This is a genomic window from Enterobacter sp. A8 (genome assembly GCF_004296595.1).
Classification (GTDB): Bacteria; Pseudomonadota; Gammaproteobacteria; order Enterobacterales; family Enterobacteriaceae; genus Enterobacter; species Enterobacter cloacae.
On record NZ_SCMF01000003.1, the window covers coordinates 316375 to 331017 of the forward strand.

General features: G+C 54.8%; 17 protein-coding genes. 7 read left to right on the top strand and 10 right to left on the bottom strand.

What is annotated here, in order from left to right; translation table 11 throughout:
• Positions 1 to 63 precede the first annotated feature (63 nt).
• Positions 64 to 891 carry a 2,5-didehydrogluconate reductase DkgA gene (gene dkgA, locus EQV24_RS13455; RefSeq protein ID WP_023619916.1) on the bottom strand — a complete coding sequence of 276 codons (828 nt, stop codon included), beginning with the start codon at positions 889 to 891 and terminating at the stop codon, positions 64 to 66.
• 105 nt (positions 892 to 996) lie between these two features.
• Positions 997 to 2160, bottom strand: a complete 1164-nt coding sequence (yqhD, locus tag EQV24_RS13460) for an alcohol dehydrogenase (RefSeq protein ID WP_013098716.1) — start codon at positions 2158 to 2160, stop codon at positions 997 to 999.
• A 195-nt stretch (positions 2161 to 2355) separates the two neighbouring features.
• Between yqhD and EQV24_RS13465 the strand changes: the two genes are divergently transcribed.
• Entirely contained in the window at positions 2356 to 3255 is a 900-nt protein-coding gene (locus tag EQV24_RS13465) for an AraC family transcriptional regulator (RefSeq protein WP_023619917.1), read from the top strand.
• A gap of 45 nt (positions 3256 to 3300) precedes the next feature.
• Here EQV24_RS13465 and yghB read toward each other — a convergent pair whose 3' ends face one another.
• Both yghB and metC read right to left on the bottom strand, forming a co-directional pair.
• Positions 3301 to 3960, bottom strand: coding sequence for a DedA family general envelope maintenance protein YghB (gene yghB / locus EQV24_RS13470; protein WP_047351852.1), 660 nt, complete (start codon positions 3958 to 3960; stop codon positions 3301 to 3303).
• Between the two features lie 142 nt (positions 3961 to 4102).
• Positions 4103 to 5290 (bottom strand): cystathionine beta-lyase, encoded by a 1188-nt coding sequence (gene metC / locus EQV24_RS13475; protein WP_013098713.1) that lies wholly within the window; start codon positions 5288 to 5290, stop codon positions 4103 to 4105.
• A gap of 251 nt (positions 5291 to 5541) precedes the next feature.
• Here metC and exbB point away from each other — a divergent pair, with 251 nt between their 5' ends.
• On the top strand, positions 5542 to 6273 hold the full coding sequence (exbB, locus tag EQV24_RS13480) for a tol-pal system-associated acyl-CoA thioesterase (RefSeq protein WP_013098712.1): 732 nt from the start codon (positions 5542 to 5544) through the stop codon (positions 6271 to 6273).
• Between the two features lie 6 nt (positions 6274 to 6279).
• Complete coding sequence (gene exbD, locus EQV24_RS13485) at positions 6280 to 6705, top strand: TonB system transport protein ExbD (protein ID WP_028028121.1); 426 nt, start codon at positions 6280 to 6282, stop codon at positions 6703 to 6705.
• A 42-nt stretch (positions 6706 to 6747) separates the two neighbouring features.
• Here the strand turns inward: exbD and EQV24_RS13490 are convergent, their stop codons facing one another.
• Together EQV24_RS13490 and EQV24_RS13495 are read right to left on the bottom strand one after the other, a co-directional pair.
• Positions 6748 to 7197 (bottom strand): cytoplasmic protein, encoded by a 450-nt coding sequence (locus EQV24_RS13490; protein ID WP_108454118.1) that lies wholly within the window; start codon positions 7195 to 7197, stop codon positions 6748 to 6750.
• Between the two features lies 1 nt (position 7198).
• Complete coding sequence (locus EQV24_RS13495) at positions 7199 to 7603, bottom strand: hypothetical protein (RefSeq protein WP_013098709.1); 405 nt, start codon at positions 7601 to 7603, stop codon at positions 7199 to 7201.
• Positions 7604 to 7707: 104 nt separating this feature from the next.
• Here EQV24_RS13495 and EQV24_RS13500 point away from each other — a divergent pair, with 104 nt between their 5' ends.
• Positions 7708 to 8211, top strand: coding sequence for an RNA helicase (locus EQV24_RS13500; protein ID WP_130626687.1), 504 nt, complete (start codon positions 7708 to 7710; stop codon positions 8209 to 8211).
• Between the two features lie 72 nt (positions 8212 to 8283).
• Positions 8284 to 8772: a TIGR00645 family protein gene (locus tag EQV24_RS13505; RefSeq protein ID WP_013098707.1), complete on the top strand. Its 489-nt coding sequence runs from the start codon at positions 8284 to 8286 to the stop codon at positions 8770 to 8772.
• A 48-nt stretch (positions 8773 to 8820) separates the two neighbouring features.
• Here the strand turns inward: EQV24_RS13505 and EQV24_RS13510 are convergent, their stop codons facing one another.
• A complete protein-coding gene (locus tag EQV24_RS13510; protein WP_023622102.1) occupies positions 8821 to 9861 on the bottom strand; it encodes an aldo/keto reductase in 1041 nt (346 codons plus the stop codon).
• Positions 9862 to 10107: 246 nt separating this feature from the next.
• Between EQV24_RS13510 and EQV24_RS13515 the strand changes: the two genes are divergently transcribed.
• A complete protein-coding gene (locus tag EQV24_RS13515) occupies positions 10108 to 11655 on the top strand; it encodes a methyl-accepting chemotaxis protein (RefSeq protein WP_020689507.1) in 1548 nt (515 codons plus the stop codon).
• Between the two features lie 328 nt (positions 11656 to 11983).
• Positions 11984 to 12622: a DUF4225 domain-containing protein gene (locus tag EQV24_RS13520; RefSeq protein WP_224787910.1), complete on the top strand. Its 639-nt coding sequence runs from the start codon at positions 11984 to 11986 to the stop codon at positions 12620 to 12622.
• Here EQV24_RS13520 and EQV24_RS13525 read toward each other — a convergent pair.
• The 3 genes from EQV24_RS13525 to yghU all read right to left on the bottom strand — a co-directional run bounded on the left by EQV24_RS13525 (position 12600) and on the right by yghU (position 14558).
• The gene (locus tag EQV24_RS13525) at positions 12600 to 12923 is read right to left on the bottom strand and encodes a hypothetical protein (RefSeq protein WP_038420575.1); all 324 of its coding nucleotides are present in this window, start codon (positions 12921 to 12923) and stop codon (positions 12600 to 12602) included. The genes EQV24_RS13520 and EQV24_RS13525 overlap by 23 nt on opposite strands.
• Positions 12924 to 13195: 272 nt before the next feature.
• Complete coding sequence (locus tag EQV24_RS13535) at positions 13196 to 13528, bottom strand: glycine zipper domain-containing protein (RefSeq protein WP_130626688.1); 333 nt, start codon at positions 13526 to 13528, stop codon at positions 13196 to 13198.
• Positions 13529 to 13688: 160 nt separating this feature from the next.
• Positions 13689 to 14558: a glutathione-dependent disulfide-bond oxidoreductase gene (yghU, locus tag EQV24_RS13540; protein WP_013098701.1), complete on the bottom strand. Its 870-nt coding sequence runs from the start codon at positions 14556 to 14558 to the stop codon at positions 13689 to 13691.
• Between the last annotated feature and the right edge of the window lie 85 nt (positions 14559 to 14643).

Here is a 14643-nt window from a genome sequence, read left to right on the forward strand (position 1 = left end):
CGATGATGCCCTCACCCCTCACCCTAACCCTCTCCCCTTCGGGGAGAGGGCAGGGTGAGGGGATTAACCGCCAAACTGATCCGGATCGGGCCCTAAACGCTTGCCCTGATCCAGTTTCGCAATCTCGCCCAGCTCATCTTTATCCAGGCGGAAATCCCAGACGTCGAAGTTCTCGGCGATGCGCGATGGCGTGACCGATTTCGGGATCACCACCAGGCCGTTGTCCAGGTGCCAGCGAATGACAATCTGCGCCGGGGTTTTGCCATATTTATCCGCCAGATCGCGGATAATTTTCTGGTCGAACACCCCTTCACCGCCCTGAGCCAGCGGGCTCCAGGATTCGGTCTGGATTTTGTGTGTGGCGTTCCAGGCGTGAAGCTGGCGCTGCTGCATCAGCGGGTGCAGTTCAATCTGATTAATCACCGGTACAACGCCCGTTTCGTCAATCAGACGCTGCAGGTGATGAACCTGGAAGTTACAGACGCCGATGCTTTTCACCAGCCCCTCTTTTTGCAGTTCAATCATCCCTTTCCAGGCATCAACATAATGGTCGATAGCCGGAACCGGCCAGTGCATCAGATACAGATCGACGAAATCGAGCTGGAGTTTCTCCAGGCTCTCCTGCAGCGCTTCGCGCGGGCGCTTTTGGTCGTCGTTCCACAGTTTGGTGGTGATAAATAGGTCGTCACGGGGCATACCGGCGCTGGCCAGTGCTTTCCCCACGCCGTCCTCGTTTTTGTAGGCGGCGGCGGTATCAATGGACCGATAGCCGACTTCCAGTGCTTTATGAATGGCGGAGACGACCTCGTCGTTACCGGCTTTCCATACACCTAGCCCCAACTGGGGCATCACGTTGCCGTCCTGCAGCTTGATTACGGTTTGGTTTGCCATTTTTCCTCCTTCAGGTGCGCATCGCCGGAGGGAGACTCCGGCGATGGGGTGTGCATTAAGTCTGGACGAAATGTCAAAAAACGAAAGGCAGGATGCCAAAAACGCTTAGCGCGCCGCCTCGTAGATACGACGGCTAACGTCCAGCGTAATGTCGCCGTGTTCGCCCAGCTGAGTCATGCCGTGTTCTTCAAGTTTAGCCAGCAGGGCAGGGATAGAACTGCCATCCAGACCATAGCCGGACAGACGCGTCGGCACGCCCAGGCCTTCAAAGAAGTTGCGGGTCGCTTCGATTGCCGCATCGATACGCGCGTCGTCAGAACCTTCGGTGATGTTCCAGACGCGTTCCGCGTACTGCAGCAGTTTGGCGCGTTTGGTATCACGTTTTTCGTTCCACAGGGCTGGCAGAACCACCGCCAGCGTCTGGGCGTGATCCAGACCGTGCATTGCCGTCAGTTCATGGCCCAGCATGTGGGTTGCCCAGTCCTGCGGCACGCCTGCGCCAATCAGGCCGTTCAGCGCCTGCGTTGCAGCCCACATCACGTTGGCACGCACGTCGTAGTTTTCTGGCTCTTTCAGCGCCTTCGGACCCTCTTCGACCAGCGTCAGCAGAATGCCTTCCGCAAAACGATCCTGAATTTTGGCATCCACCGGATAAGTCACGTACTGCTCAACGGTGTGAACAAAGGCGTCGACCACGCCGTTCGCGACCTGACGCGCGGGCAGGGTGTAGGTGTACACCGGATCGAGGATCGCGAATACGGGCTGAACGTGCTCGTTCATAAAGGCCTGTTTGTCTCCGGTGGTTTTACGGGAGATCACCGCGCCTTTGTTGGATTCAGAACCGGTGGCTGGCAGGGTCAGCACGGAGCCCATCGGGATCGCGCTTTTAATGTCGCTGCCGCGGGTTTCCAGGATATGCCATGGGTCGATACCGTCGGCGTAGTGTGCTGCCGCGGCGATGAACTTCGTGCCGTCCAGCACGGAACCCCCGCCGACAGCCAGCAGGAAGGTGATGTTTTCTTCGCGGGCGATTTTCACCGCGTTCATCAGCGTTTCATAAGAAGGGTTTGGCTCGATACCGCCAAACTCGCGCACGTCCAGACCTTCCAGTGCGCTGTAAACCTGATCCAGCACGCCGGTTTTTTTCACGCTGCCGCCACCGTAGGTGATCAGCACGCGGGCGTCAGCGGGGATCTGTGCACGCAGATCGGCGATAGCGCCTTTACCAAACAGGATGCGGGTTGGGGTGTGGAGATTAAAATTATTCATGGCTCGTTCCCTATCGTGGGTGAAAAATCGTGGCGGCGCGGATGGCTACCTGATGCTGCACATTGTGGCTGCCCGGGGATATCCTCTCAATGCACATTCCTGCCGATGTCTTGCCCATTTCTACAGAGCACTGGAGAAACGTCAGGAAAATGCGCAGACTGTGAGGGTCGCAAACCGTACCCGGAGTAACGCTAAATGAACCGTGAAGCCATCTGTCTTCAGCTCACTTCGCAGATTAAAAGACTGATTGATAAGCAAAATAACCCAGGCGAACTGCTGCCGGATATTCGCCTGCTCTACGGGACGCAGCCGGGAACGCGGACGCCGGTGATGTATCAGCCGGGCATCGTTTTTCTCTTTTCCGGCCATAAAATTGGTTATATCAATGAACGCGTGTTCCGTTATGACACCAATGAATATCTGCTGCTAACAGTACCTTTACCCTTCGAATGTGAAACCTTCGCGACAGAGGAGGTACCGCTGGCGGGGATCCGCGTGAATGTCGATATTCTTCAGCTTCAGGAGTTGCTGATGGACATTGGCGAAGACGAGCTTTTCCAGCCGTCGATGGCGGCGAGCGGCATTAACTCAGCCACGCTGTCAGAGGAGATCCTCTGTGCCATTGAGCGTCTGCTGGACGTGATGGAGAGACCGCTGGATGCGCGTATTCTGGGTAAGCAAATCATCCGCGAAATTCTCTATCATGTGCTGCTGGGGCCGGGGGGCGGGGCACTACTGGCGCTGGTCAGTCGGCAGACCCACTTCAGCCTGATAAGCCGCGTACTCAAGCGCATCGAAAGCCAGTACACGGAAAACCTCAGCGTTGACCAGCTGGCGGCGGAAGCGAACATGAGCGTCTCGGCGTTTCACCACAACTTTAAGTCGGTGACCAGCACCTCGCCGCTGCAATACCTCAAAACCTACCGGCTGCATAAGGCGCGGATGCTGATGATCCACGACGGCATGAAGGCCAGCGCGGCGGCGATGCGGGTCGGGTATGAGAGTGCGTCGCAGTTTAGTCGGGAGTTTAAGCGCTACTTCGGCGTCACGCCGGGAGAAGATGCGTCACGCATCCGAACCATGCAGGGAGTCTGACGGCAAACGTAGGCCGGGTAAGCGATAGCGCCACCCGGCTTTTATTTATGCACTGCAGTACTTCTTCTTAATCACCACCGCAATCGTTCCCACCAGTCCAGCCACCAGCAGGAACATCGGCAGCACCATCAGGAAGGTCATTACCTGGTCTTCATGGTGCTTAACAAACGGGATCATGTTCAGCGCGTAGCCGAGGGTAGTAACGACACCCACCCATAACAACGCGCTCAGCCAGTTAAAGAACTGGAAGCGGCGGTTCGACAGGCCGGAAATGCCTGCCATGGTGGGCAGCAGGGTGCGAACAAAGGCCAGAAAACGCCCGGCCAGCAAGGCCAGCAGGCCATGCCTGTCAAACATGCAGGTCGCACGCTGATGGTATTTATGCGGTAGCTGCGCCAGCCAGCCCTTCACGATGCGCGTGTTGCCGAGCCAGCGGCCCTGCAGATAGCTCAGCCAGCAGCCCAGGCTTGCCGCGGAGGTGAGGATCACCATGGTCGGCGTGAAGTCCATGACACCTTTACCGATTAACGCCCCCGCAAGCAAAAGCAGGCTGTCACCGGGTAAAAATGAGGCTGGCAGTAATCCATTTTCCAGAAACAGGGTCGCGAACATCACGAAATAGACGATACCTACAACGTGAGGATCGGTCAGTGCGGCGAAGTCGTGTTGCCAGAGCGCCGCGATAATATCTTGAATAACAGCCATGGACTTTCCTGTGGAACAACAGATATAGCACTATTGTACTCCCTTATTTGCCCGATGGGGTTGATCGCGGGCGCAACTAATGCAGACTTTTCTGGTGGCGGTGTCCACAAAAGCATCCATGGAGTACATGTTTGCCAGCACTCTACACGATACGCGCAAACCCTGCTGCTAAATCGGCAATTAAATCGTCCGCGTTTTCTAAACCGATATGCAGGCGAATCAGGGTGCCGCTGAAGTCCACTTCACCGCCAGGGCGCAGGGCCGCAATCTGCTCCGGCTGATTTGGCAGGATCAGGGATTCAAACCCGCCCCAGGAGTAGGCCATGCTGAAGAGGGTAAAATTATCCAGATAGCTTGCCAGCTCGTCATTATTCAGCCGTTTTTTTAGAACGAATGAGAACAAACCGCTGCTGCCCGTAAAGTCTCGTTGCCAGAATTCATGCCCTTTACTGCCCGGCAGTGCCGGATGGTTGACGCGCTCAACCTGCGGGTGCTGCGCCAGCCACTCAGCTATCTTCAGGCTGCTTTCGTGATGCTGACGCAGGCGCACCCCCAGCGTGCGGATGCCTCGGCTGGTCATGTAGGCGGTATCGGCATCGACCATCTGCCCCATCAGGTAGGCATTTTCCCGCAGTTGATCCCAGCAGCGGGCGTTAGAAACGGCCGTGCCGATCATCCCGTCTGAGTGGCCAATCAGATATTTGGTCGCCGCCTGAATGGAGATATCAATGTCGAATTCCAGCGCTTTAAACAGCACGCCCGCCGCCCAGGTGTTGTCGATCATGATAATCGCCTCTGGCGCTTTGCTGCGCACGGCTTTCACAATGGCCGGCACGTCGTGTACTTCCATGGTGATCGAACCCGGAGATTCCAGGAACACAATGCGCGTGTTGGGCTGAATAAGCTCTGCGATGCCTTCGCCAATCAGCGGATCGAACCAGCCCGTGGTTACGCCGAGTCGGGAGAGGATTTTGGTGCAGAAATCCTGACTCGGTTCATAGGCGGTGTTGGTCATCAGAATATGGTCGCCTTGTTCCACGAACGCCAGAATGGTGTTGGCGACTGCCGCCGCACCGCACGGAAACAGCGCGCAGCCTGCGCCGCCTTCCAGCTCGCACATGGCTTCCTGCAGTGAGAAGTGGGTTAGCGTGCCACGACGTCCGTAAAACAGCCCGCCTTTGGCGCGGTTACGCGTGGCGATTTTTTTGTCCTCTACGGTATCAAACACCAGCGAGGAGGCCCGTTGGATCACGCTGTTCACCGAACCCTGAGTATATTTCTTGCTGCGCCCGGCCTGTACCAGCGTGGTATCAAGATGCTTCTTGGTCATGTTCGCTAACCCTGTTTTTATACGTCTGGACGTCCAGACTACCACGAATGTGAAAATCTGCACCCGGATGCTTATCGAATAAGCAGAAAATATTAGCAAAAAACCGCATAAGAAATTTTTACTGCGTAAGCGCAAGGAATATGAGCGAAAATTGCGGCACTATGTAAATAGTAATGAGAACGACTATCAATTCGACGATGTTTTGATATTATTACGTTCAGATTTTGTGATTTGCGTCCTGGAGATACAGAGTGGGTAATAATTTGATGCAGACGGATCTCTCCGTTTGGGGCATGTATCATCATGCTGACATCGTGGTTAAGATTGTGATGATCGGCCTGATTCTGGCGTCCGTGATCACGTGGGCTATCTTCTTTGGCAAGAGCGCCGAGCTGATTTCTCAGAAGCGCCGCCTCAAGCGTGAGCAACAGCAGCTGGCTGAAGCCCGCTCTCTGGATCAGGCGTCTGATATGACCTCATCCTTCCACGCGAAAAGCCTGACCACCCTGTTAGTTAACGAAGCGCAAAACGAGCTGGAACTCTCCGCAGGCAGTGAAGATAACGAAGGTATTAAAGAACGTACCGGCTTCCGTCTGGAGCGTCGCGTCGCCGCCGTGGGCCGTCATATGGGCCGGGGTAATGGTTATCTGGCGACCATCGGGGCCATCTCGCCGTTCGTGGGTCTGTTCGGTACGGTCTGGGGCATCATGAACAGCTTTATCGGGATTGCGCAAACCCAAACGACGAACCTGGCGGTAGTTGCACCGGGTATCGCCGAAGCGCTGCTGGCGACCGCTATCGGTCTGGTTGCGGCGATCCCTGCGGTGGTTATCTATAACGTCTTCGCGCGCATGATTGGCAGCTATAAAGCCACCCTCGGTGATGTCGCCGCACAGGTTCTGCTGCTGCAAAGCCGCGATCTTGATCTGAATGCCAGTGCCGCTAAACCGGTGCACGCGGCGTCCAAACTGCGCGTAGGTTAATGAATTATGGCAATGCGTCTTAATGAAAATCTGGACGATAACGGCGAAATGCATGAAATCAACGTGACGCCGTTTATCGACGTTATGCTGGTTCTGCTGATTATCTTCATGGTTGCTGCGCCGCTGGCGACGGTCGACGTGAAGGTAAACCTGCCGGCCTCGTCCAGCCAGCCGCAGCCGCGCCCGGAAAAGCCCATCTATCTGTCGGTGAAAGCAGATAAAACGATGTTCCTCGGCAACGACCCGGTGACGGCTGACTCTGTCATCCCGGCGCTGGATCAGCTCACTGGCGGTAAGAAAGACACGACGGTCTTCTTCCGTGCGGATAAAACCGTTGATTACGAGACCATGATGAAGGTCATGGATACGCTGCATCAGGCGGGTTATCTGAAGATTGGGCTGGTCGGCGAAGAGAAAGCGGCCGCGAAATAACGAAGAAGCTGGCGAAAGCCGGCTTTTTTTATGCCTGTCGGGTTATTCGTGTTTGTTATCCGTCGACGCGGGAGAGAGGGTTGCCAGCGCGTCCTCGTCAAGCGCGACGCTGGTGACGTTTGAGGTACGATACTCGCCGTCGGACAGTTTGCGCGTCAGGCGCAGGGTCGCGGTTTCTCTGGCCAGCAGATACTGATAATTGGCCTCCAGACGCCCCAGAAGCTTCTCTTTCAGCTCGGGCCGTTGTTCGATGATGGCATTCATCACGGCGCCGTAAATCTCTTCCTTGACCTGTAAGGGATAAATCTCGCGGCGGTTCTGCCATTTCAGGCGCACCAGCGTCGCCGGAATGGAAACCAGATCCTGGGTAATACGCGTCATCTCGGCGTTTTTGGTGTTACGCAAAGCCTCGAGATTTTGCTTTAAGATAAATTCGTCACTTTTTTTCTCATCTAAAGTCAAATAGACATCGTTATCTTTAACGTCTTTCACATTAATCTTCCCCCAGGTTATAAAAAATAGGGTTGTTTTTTTCTCGCGTAATTAGATTAAGCCAAATTTCATTGCCCGCTTCATTTATTTCTTTGGTCTTTTCGGCCATTATTTGACTTAGTTTCTGGGCATCTATTTCGCCTTCTGCCTGCAGGTCATTCAACAGGTGGACAAAGGCTTCAATTTTGATGGCGCGAAATAAGCGATCCTTTATATGACGATCGTGCTCTTCCAGCAACATATTACGGGATTTGCCGCTACGGGAAACACCAATTAATATGTCAGGCTCAAAATCAGCGAGCTTTCTTTTTCCCTGAGTGAAATTAGCCTCTTTTTCTGCTTCCGTCGGTTGCTGTTCCACAGGCGTGATGTGGTACTTAGCCGGGACGAGATAGTCGGGCAACATTTTTTAATTTCCTTTAATTTCAACAAGGTGGGGAAGATAAAGGCGTGAGATTCGTTGACAATATCATGAGGCAATTTTAAAATCAAAAAAAATGGAGCCAACCCATGAACAGCATCTTTTTTACGGTCATTACATTACTATTACTGACCGCTGGTGTTCTTTTATTGATGCAGGAGTTCAATAAAACGAAAGAGTCGAAAGACACCAGTGAAATCCCACAGCCTGAACTGATGACTAAAGAGGAAGGTGAAGACCATTTCTCTGTTTTGATGAACTCGGTGACGCCGGTTTGGTACTGGCGGGTGAACCATGAATATATCGACTTTTTGCACGCGACAATAAAGCGGATGAAAATGTCGGAAATTAATGACACGCCGGGCCTGTTTGAAGCGCAGCGTCGCTGCAGTGACCTGAATTCAGCGGTCTATAAATATTACGACAATATCAAAAAGCGCTGTCTGAATGGTGAGAAGGTCTCGTATTCCGATTTAGACGTATTAAACCTGCGTCAGTGCTTTCGCGAGTTCAGCCTGGAAGCCTATCCGGAGCTGGTGGTGCTGGTCTGGCCGGAGTATGCGCGCCCTGAGGTGGATCCTAACAACGTGTAATGGTTAGTTGTTGCAAACAGTCAGCGCCGTTGCGATATACTGAGTGCTGGTTTCGTTTGCAGACAGGACTTTATGGAACGCTTCTTTGAAAACGCTATGTACGCCTCGCGCTGGATACTGGCACCCGTCTATTTTGGCCTTTCGCTGGCGCTGATTGCGCTCACGATTAAGTTCTTCCAGGAAATCTTGCATGTTCTGCCGAACATCTTTTCCATTGCCGAAGCAGATTTGATTCTGGTTCTGCTGTCACTGGTGGATATGACGCTGGTGGGGGGCTTACTGGTGATGGTGATGTTCTCTGGCTATGAGAATTTTGTCTCCCAGCTTGATATCGACGCGCGTAAAGAAAAGCTGAGCTGGCTGGGCAAAATGGATGCCACGTCGCTGAAGAATAAAGTGGCCGCCTCGATTGTGGCGATCTCCTCCATTCACCTGTTACGCGTGTTCATGGACGCAAAGAATGTCCCGGACAACAAACTGATGTGGTATGTCATTATCCATCTCACGTTTGTGCTTTCGGCGTTTGTGATGGGGTATCTGGATAAGATCAGCAAGAAGTAATTTCCTTCTTAACCACCCTCTCCCTGTGGGAGAGGGTAACAGACCGCACTATTTATCCGACGACGCCTGCCACAGATTCAACTCTCCATCCGCAACATGCTTATCAATGCGTATCAGCTCCTCTTCGCTAAAGCGCAGGTTTTTCAGCGCCTGAACGTTCTCTTCCAGCTGTTCCGGGCGGCTCGCGCCAATCAGCACGGACGTTACGCGCTCATCTTTCAGCAGCCAGCTTAGCGCCATCTGCGCCATTGTCTGACCACGTGCCTGTGCCATCTCATTAAGCAAGCGCAGACTGTTCAGATTGGCTTCGGTCAGCATCTTTTGCGTCAGTCCGCGTACTTTATTCCCCTCGCGCTGCATCCGCGAACCTTCAGGAATACCGTTGAGGTATTTTCCGGTCAGCAACCCCTGCGCCAGCGGGGTAAACGCAATACAGCCGGTACCGTTTTGCTTTAGCGTCTCCAGCAGGCCGGTTTTATCCACCCAGCGGTTAAGCAGGTTGTACGATGGCTGATGTATGAGCAGTGGGATTTTCCATTCGCGAAGCAGGTCAGCCATTTTCTGCGTGCGCGCCGTTGAATAGGACGAAATTCCGACATACAGCGCTTTACCGCTCTGCACCGCATGGGCCAGCGCGGCAGCGGTCTCTTCCATCGGCGTGTTCTCATCCACGCGATGGGAATAGAAAATATCGACATATTCCAGACCCATACGCTTCAGGCTCTGGTCGAGGCTGGCGAGCAGATATTTGCGCGAGCCGCCCGAGCCATACGGTCCCGGCCACATGTCGTAACCCGCTTTGGTGGAGATAATCAGCTCGTCGCGACAGGCGGCAAAATCCTCCCGCAGCAGGCGACCAAAGTTCTCTTCCGCGCTCCCCGCAGGCGGGCCGTAGTTATTGGCAAGATCGAAATGGGTGATACCGAGGTCGAAGGCTTTACGCAGTAGCGCACGCTGGGTGTCGAGCGGCTGAACATGGCCGAAGCTATGCCACAGGCCGAGCGACAGCGCAGGCAGGCGCAGCCCGCTTTTGCCACAGTAGCGGTACTGCATATTTTCATAACGGCCGGGGTTAGGGTGCCAGGACATGATGTCTCCTTTCTTATCGATGAATTTTTGAAACAGCGTTTTCATTCTTTGATTATCAAACCATAAATCTGCTCGTGAAGCGATGTCGCGGCGGGAAAGGCCTCTAAGCGTTAATCGGTGCTGTGGTACCTGTGAAGCCACGCTAACGAAAAATAGTTACAAAAGGTTATAATTTCCGCGGTTCCTGCCGATAACGAGAGTAGTACTCGCCTCTGGGCGAACTCACCCTCACGGCAAGGAACACTTATGAACATGCTCCGTAATTTCACGATCCGTTTCGTCATGCTGACGATCCTGGGGATCTTTTGTTTAATGTGGGCAGGCGTTGGACTCTACAGCACCTGGTCCCTCTCTCGCGTTTCGGATGGCAATGAAGTCGATCGCCAGCTGGTGAAACAGATGACCATACTCAGCCAGGGCAACGATCAGTATTTCCGCTTCGTTACCCGACTGAGCCGCGCGATGGAAGTCAAAGCCGCCGGCGGTACACCGGATCTGGCCTCCGCCCAGCAGGCGCTGGATAACATGGGCAAAAAACTGGCCGAGATGAAAGCGATCTCTCCGGGCCCGATGGATGAACAGGTCTCCTCCCGGGTGATCGGCACCTGGCAGGCGCTGCTCGAGCAGGGCGTTACGCCGCAAATGCAGCAGGCGAAGCTGGGCGCGCTGGATGGTTATCGCCAGCAGGCTAATAACGTCACGCCACAGTTGAGCCGTGCGTTTGGTGCGGCCGCTGAGGAGTTCAATAACGCCGCTGCGAAGGCCCTCGACAGTACCCGCGTAGTGGTGGATGGCCTGACCAGTATGACCCGCACGGTGATTATTGCCGCCACCGTGATTGGTCTGCTGATCCTGCTCTTTAGCGACCGTTACCTGGTGGCGATGCTGGTGAAACCGCTGGACCGAATTCGTCAGCAGTTCCGCCAGATTGCGCAGGGCGATCTCAGCCAGCCCATTGAACCGTTTGGTCGTAACTGTGTGGGACAGCTGGTGCCGTTGCTGAGTGCCATGCAGGACAGCCTGCGTGAGGCGGTCAGCACGATCCGCGCGGGCAGTGAAAATATCTGGCGCGGGGCGACCGAGATCTCCAGCGGTAACAACGATCTCTCCTCCCGTACCGAAGAGCAGGCTGCCGCGCTGGAAGAGACAGCAGCCAGCATGGAGCAACTCACTGCCACCGTGAAGCTGAACGCCGAAAGCGCACGTCAGGCAAGCCAGCTGGCGGATGTGGCATCGACCACGGCCAGCCGCGGTGGCTCGCTGGTGGAGGAGGTGGTGACCACCATGAGCGGTATTTCCGACAGCTCGAAGAAAATTGCTGAAATCACCACCGTGATTAACAGTATCGCCTTCCAGACCAATATCCTGGCGCTCAACGCAGCAGTGGAAGCGGCGCGAGCGGGTGAGCAAGGCCGTGGCTTTGCCGTGGTGGCAGGTGAGGTGCGTAATCTGGCCAGCCGCAGCGCCAACGCGGCGAAAGAGATTGAAGGGCTGATTGCCGATTCCGTCGCTCGCGTCGAGCAGGGGGCTCAACTGGTGAACGACACGGGGACCACCATGGAAGCGATTCTGCGCGATGTAACGGAAGTGACCACCATCATGAAGCAGATTGCGTCAGCCTCTGAGGAGCAAAGCAAAGGCATTTCCCAGGTCGGGGTTGCCATTACGCAGATGGACGGTGTGACCCAGCAAAACGCCTCGCTGGTGGAGCAGGTCTCCGCCGCGGCAGCGGCACTTGAGCGGCAGACCGAAGAGCTTCAGCGTTCGGTGCAGAAGTTCCGTCTCACGGCATAACATGTAAAGGCCGCCTCGTGCGGCCTTTCACCGGATTGTTCTCAGGAATGTGGTGGCAAGTTTTCACTCAGTTGGCGACGGACAGGGGAATTTCAACGCTATTATTTGTTGTCAAAAATCGTTTCGGGAATATGCTTTCAAAAACCGATAAGCGAGGCAATAAATGGACACTTTGCTTTTACCCGGCCAGAACCCCCGTGCCTGGGCAGAAACTATGATCAACCTGGAGGCCAGGAAACTGGTTAATACGGCCAATACGGTAGCGGCTATGCATCTTCAGGATGGTTTTATCCGGATTCAGTTTGTAGATGAGATCAGGGCATTCATCATGGCTCAATTTGAGGCCGCACGCCGGGCAAAAACGGATGATGACTGTATGGCCTGTCTGCAGGCATTGCGTGCTGAGAATACCAGTCTGCTTGAACAGTCCCGTGCTCTTAAAACCGGCTATGCAAAACTCTATGCCGAGGTGAAGGTTGTCCGGGACGAGAACAAAATTGTGGGCTACATCATCTCGGCTGTTGACGTGGTGGTAGCAGGGGCGGCTATCTTTGGCGGGATCGTCATGATGTCCTCCATGACGCCGGTGGGCGTGGTGGCCGGTGCCGTGATTGTTGTTAACGGGCTTAACACTATTTCACGTGAGGCCGCACACAACCTCCTCGGTGATAAGCAAACGGAGGGAATTTTCGCTGACGGCTCGATGGAGGTCGCAGAATTCCTGGGCTTCAGCCGGCAACAAGGGCTGGGGACCTATAAGGCTGTCACGCTCTTCAGTGAAGTCTACGGCGCGTATGGTCTGAGGCTGAAACCCGAAGCACAACGGCTGTGGTACTGGACCAGGCCCGATTTCTTCAGGAAAGTATCTGATACGCCACGTCCCGCGATGGCGCTTAAAATTGCGGGATGGGGTGTTAAAGCCAAAGTGGCGCTTGATTTACTGACTATCGAGCCTGCCGGGAAATAGTCTTTTGCAGGCGGAATGCTTTCCAGCCCAGAACTGGTGGAAAGGTCACCCAGGCGATGATCAGGACAACAAGGGAACTCATGCCCCCGGAAAGAATGTGTGTCCGGCTGCCGATGATAAGGGTGACCAGCATAACCAGAACCAGCGCGACCGTGACCCATACCGAAACCCGGAAGCGCCGTGAGAGCGCATCGATGAGATGCTGCATTGTGCCTCCGGCTGCTGTGAGTCGGCCCTGTAAATTGTCTACTTCGCTTTTGCTGAAACCCGCCTCAAGCAGGTCTTTCTCACTGATAGCCATCACGTCCTCCCTAATCAGGCGAAAGTATACTGTATCAGACCAATAATCCCCAGGTGACCAACGTAAGCAAAATAAAAGAAATTACGGAGAATGGACGCTGAAAACTTACCGAAGAAAGTTCAGTACATAAGGAAACCGCAAGCAGGGGGCTACCCGTAACGATTGCGGCAATACTTCCTGTTTCTCAATCGGAACCGAGAGAATATAAAAACCCAGCGTAATAGCTGGGTTTCTTTATCATATCGGTTTGAAATGCAGACCTACGGCGGTTATCAGTGCGTCGCTTCACCAATCAGCGCGCTTGAACCCGCACCCACAGCGGCACCTTTCAGTACGCTGTTGCCCGTTACGGCAGCGGCACCTGCACCAACAACAGCGCCTACGGCACCGCCTTTACGCGCGGCTTTACCTTTGTCACCGTTTTTGAACATCGCACCCGTGCCTGCACCCACGACCGCGCCGCCTACGGTGGATTTCAGATCTTTACCTGTGGCCGCCCCAATCGCCGCGCCTGCTACCGCACCGGCGGCGGTTTTATCCATCGCCATACCTGAGGTAGAAAAAAGAAGGATGCTGATCACCAGCGCTGTATTGATTGCTTTCATAACAAATCCTTTGTGACTGCTGTCGGTTGAAACGTCGCTTCTCGCCGTCTGGCTGGAGAAAAACGTCCGCATAGTGCCAGTAATACCGGCCCAACCCTTAAGCTAATCATGCCCTGGACAAGGATTTGCCTGGCCGGGCGGTTACCCGCCCGGCATTGCATCACGCCTGACGCTTATCTTCGGTTTTGGTCTCGAAGTCGCTCGCCGCGTGGCGTTCGTGGAGTTGCTCGTTAAGCTCACCGTTGGTGCGGTTCACAATCCGTCCGCGCTTCACTGCAGGGCGGTTCGCTACGTCTTTCGCCCAGCGCTGGACGTTGGTGTACTTCTCTGCGTCCAGGAACTCGGCGGCGTTGTAGACGCTGCCCAGCGCCACGCAGCCAAACCACGGCCAGACCGCCATATCGGCGATGGTGTATTCTTCACCCGCCACGTAACGGCCGCGGGCGAGCTGTTTATCCAGTACGTCGAACAGGCGCTTGGCTTCCATCGTGAAGCGGTCAATCGCGTACTCGATCTTCACTGGCGCATAGTTGTAGAAATGGCCGAAACCGCCACCGAGGAACGGGGCCGCGCCCTGCAGCCAGAACAGCCAGTTCAGGGTTTCCGTGCGGCCAGCCGGATCTTTTGGCAGGAAATGACCGAACTTCTCTGCCAGATAGAGCAGGATGTTGCCGGATTCAAATACGCGCGTTGGCGGGGTGGTGGAGTGGTCACGAAGCGCCGGTATTTTCGAGTTCGGGTTCACCTCAACAAAGCCACTGGAGAACTGATCGCCTTCACCGATGCGGATCAGCCACGCGTCGTACTCCGCGCCCGTTACGCCCAGCGCCAGCAGCTCTTCGAGCATGATCGTCACTTTCTGGCCGTTCGGCGTGCCCAGGGAGTAAAGCTGCAGCGGATGCGAACCGACGGGCAGATCTTTCTCATGTGTGGCACCAGAAACAGGACGGTTGATGTTGGCGAACGCCCCGCCGCCGTTCTTTTTCCATTCCCACACTTTGGGTGGCTGATAGGTATTTTCGTCTGACATGTTGGCCTGCCTTTTTTGTGATGTGTTGAGGCAGTGTAGCAGGAGATGAATAGACCGTTTAACGAACTGAGCGCAAAGGTCAGGG

What these genes read in the sequence shown, in the direction of transcription:
- dkgA (WP_023619916.1), bottom strand. Translation starts at nt 891, where the DNA reads ATGGCAAACCAAACCGTAATCAAGCTGCAGGACGGCAACGTGATGCCC.
- yqhD (WP_013098716.1), bottom strand. Translation starts at nt 2,160, where the DNA reads ATGAATAATTTTAATCTCCACACCCCAACCCGCATCCTGTTTGGTAAA.
- EQV24_RS13465 (WP_023619917.1), top strand. Translation starts at nt 2,356, where the DNA reads ATGAACCGTGAAGCCATCTGTCTTCAGCTCACTTCGCAGATTAAAAGA.
- yghB (WP_047351852.1), bottom strand. Translation starts at nt 3,960, where the DNA reads ATGGCTGTTATTCAAGATATTATCGCGGCGCTCTGGCAACACGACTTC.
- metC (WP_013098713.1), bottom strand. Translation starts at nt 5,290, where the DNA reads ATGACCAAGAAGCATCTTGATACCACGCTGGTACAGGCCGGGCGCAGC.
- exbD (WP_028028121.1), top strand. Translation starts at nt 6,280, where the DNA reads ATGGCAATGCGTCTTAATGAAAATCTGGACGATAACGGCGAAATGCAT.
- EQV24_RS13495 (WP_013098709.1), bottom strand. Translation starts at nt 7,603, where the DNA reads ATGTTGCCCGACTATCTCGTCCCGGCTAAGTACCACATCACGCCTGTG.
- EQV24_RS13500 (WP_130626687.1), top strand. Translation starts at nt 7,708, where the DNA reads ATGAACAGCATCTTTTTTACGGTCATTACATTACTATTACTGACCGCT.
- EQV24_RS13505 (WP_013098707.1), top strand. Translation starts at nt 8,284, where the DNA reads ATGGAACGCTTCTTTGAAAACGCTATGTACGCCTCGCGCTGGATACTG.
- EQV24_RS13510 (WP_023622102.1), bottom strand. Translation starts at nt 9,861, where the DNA reads ATGTCCTGGCACCCTAACCCCGGCCGTTATGAAAATATGCAGTACCGC.
- EQV24_RS13515 (WP_020689507.1), top strand. Translation starts at nt 10,108, where the DNA reads ATGAACATGCTCCGTAATTTCACGATCCGTTTCGTCATGCTGACGATC.
- EQV24_RS13520 (WP_224787910.1), top strand. Translation starts at nt 11,984, where the DNA reads ATGGCTCAATTTGAGGCCGCACGCCGGGCAAAAACGGATGATGACTGT.
- EQV24_RS13525 (WP_038420575.1), bottom strand. Translation starts at nt 12,923, where the DNA reads ATGGCTATCAGTGAGAAAGACCTGCTTGAGGCGGGTTTCAGCAAAAGC.
- EQV24_RS13535 (WP_130626688.1), bottom strand. Translation starts at nt 13,528, where the DNA reads ATGAAAGCAATCAATACAGCGCTGGTGATCAGCATCCTTCTTTTTTCT.
- yghU (WP_013098701.1), bottom strand. Translation starts at nt 14,558, where the DNA reads ATGTCAGACGAAAATACCTATCAGCCACCCAAAGTGTGGGAATGGAAA.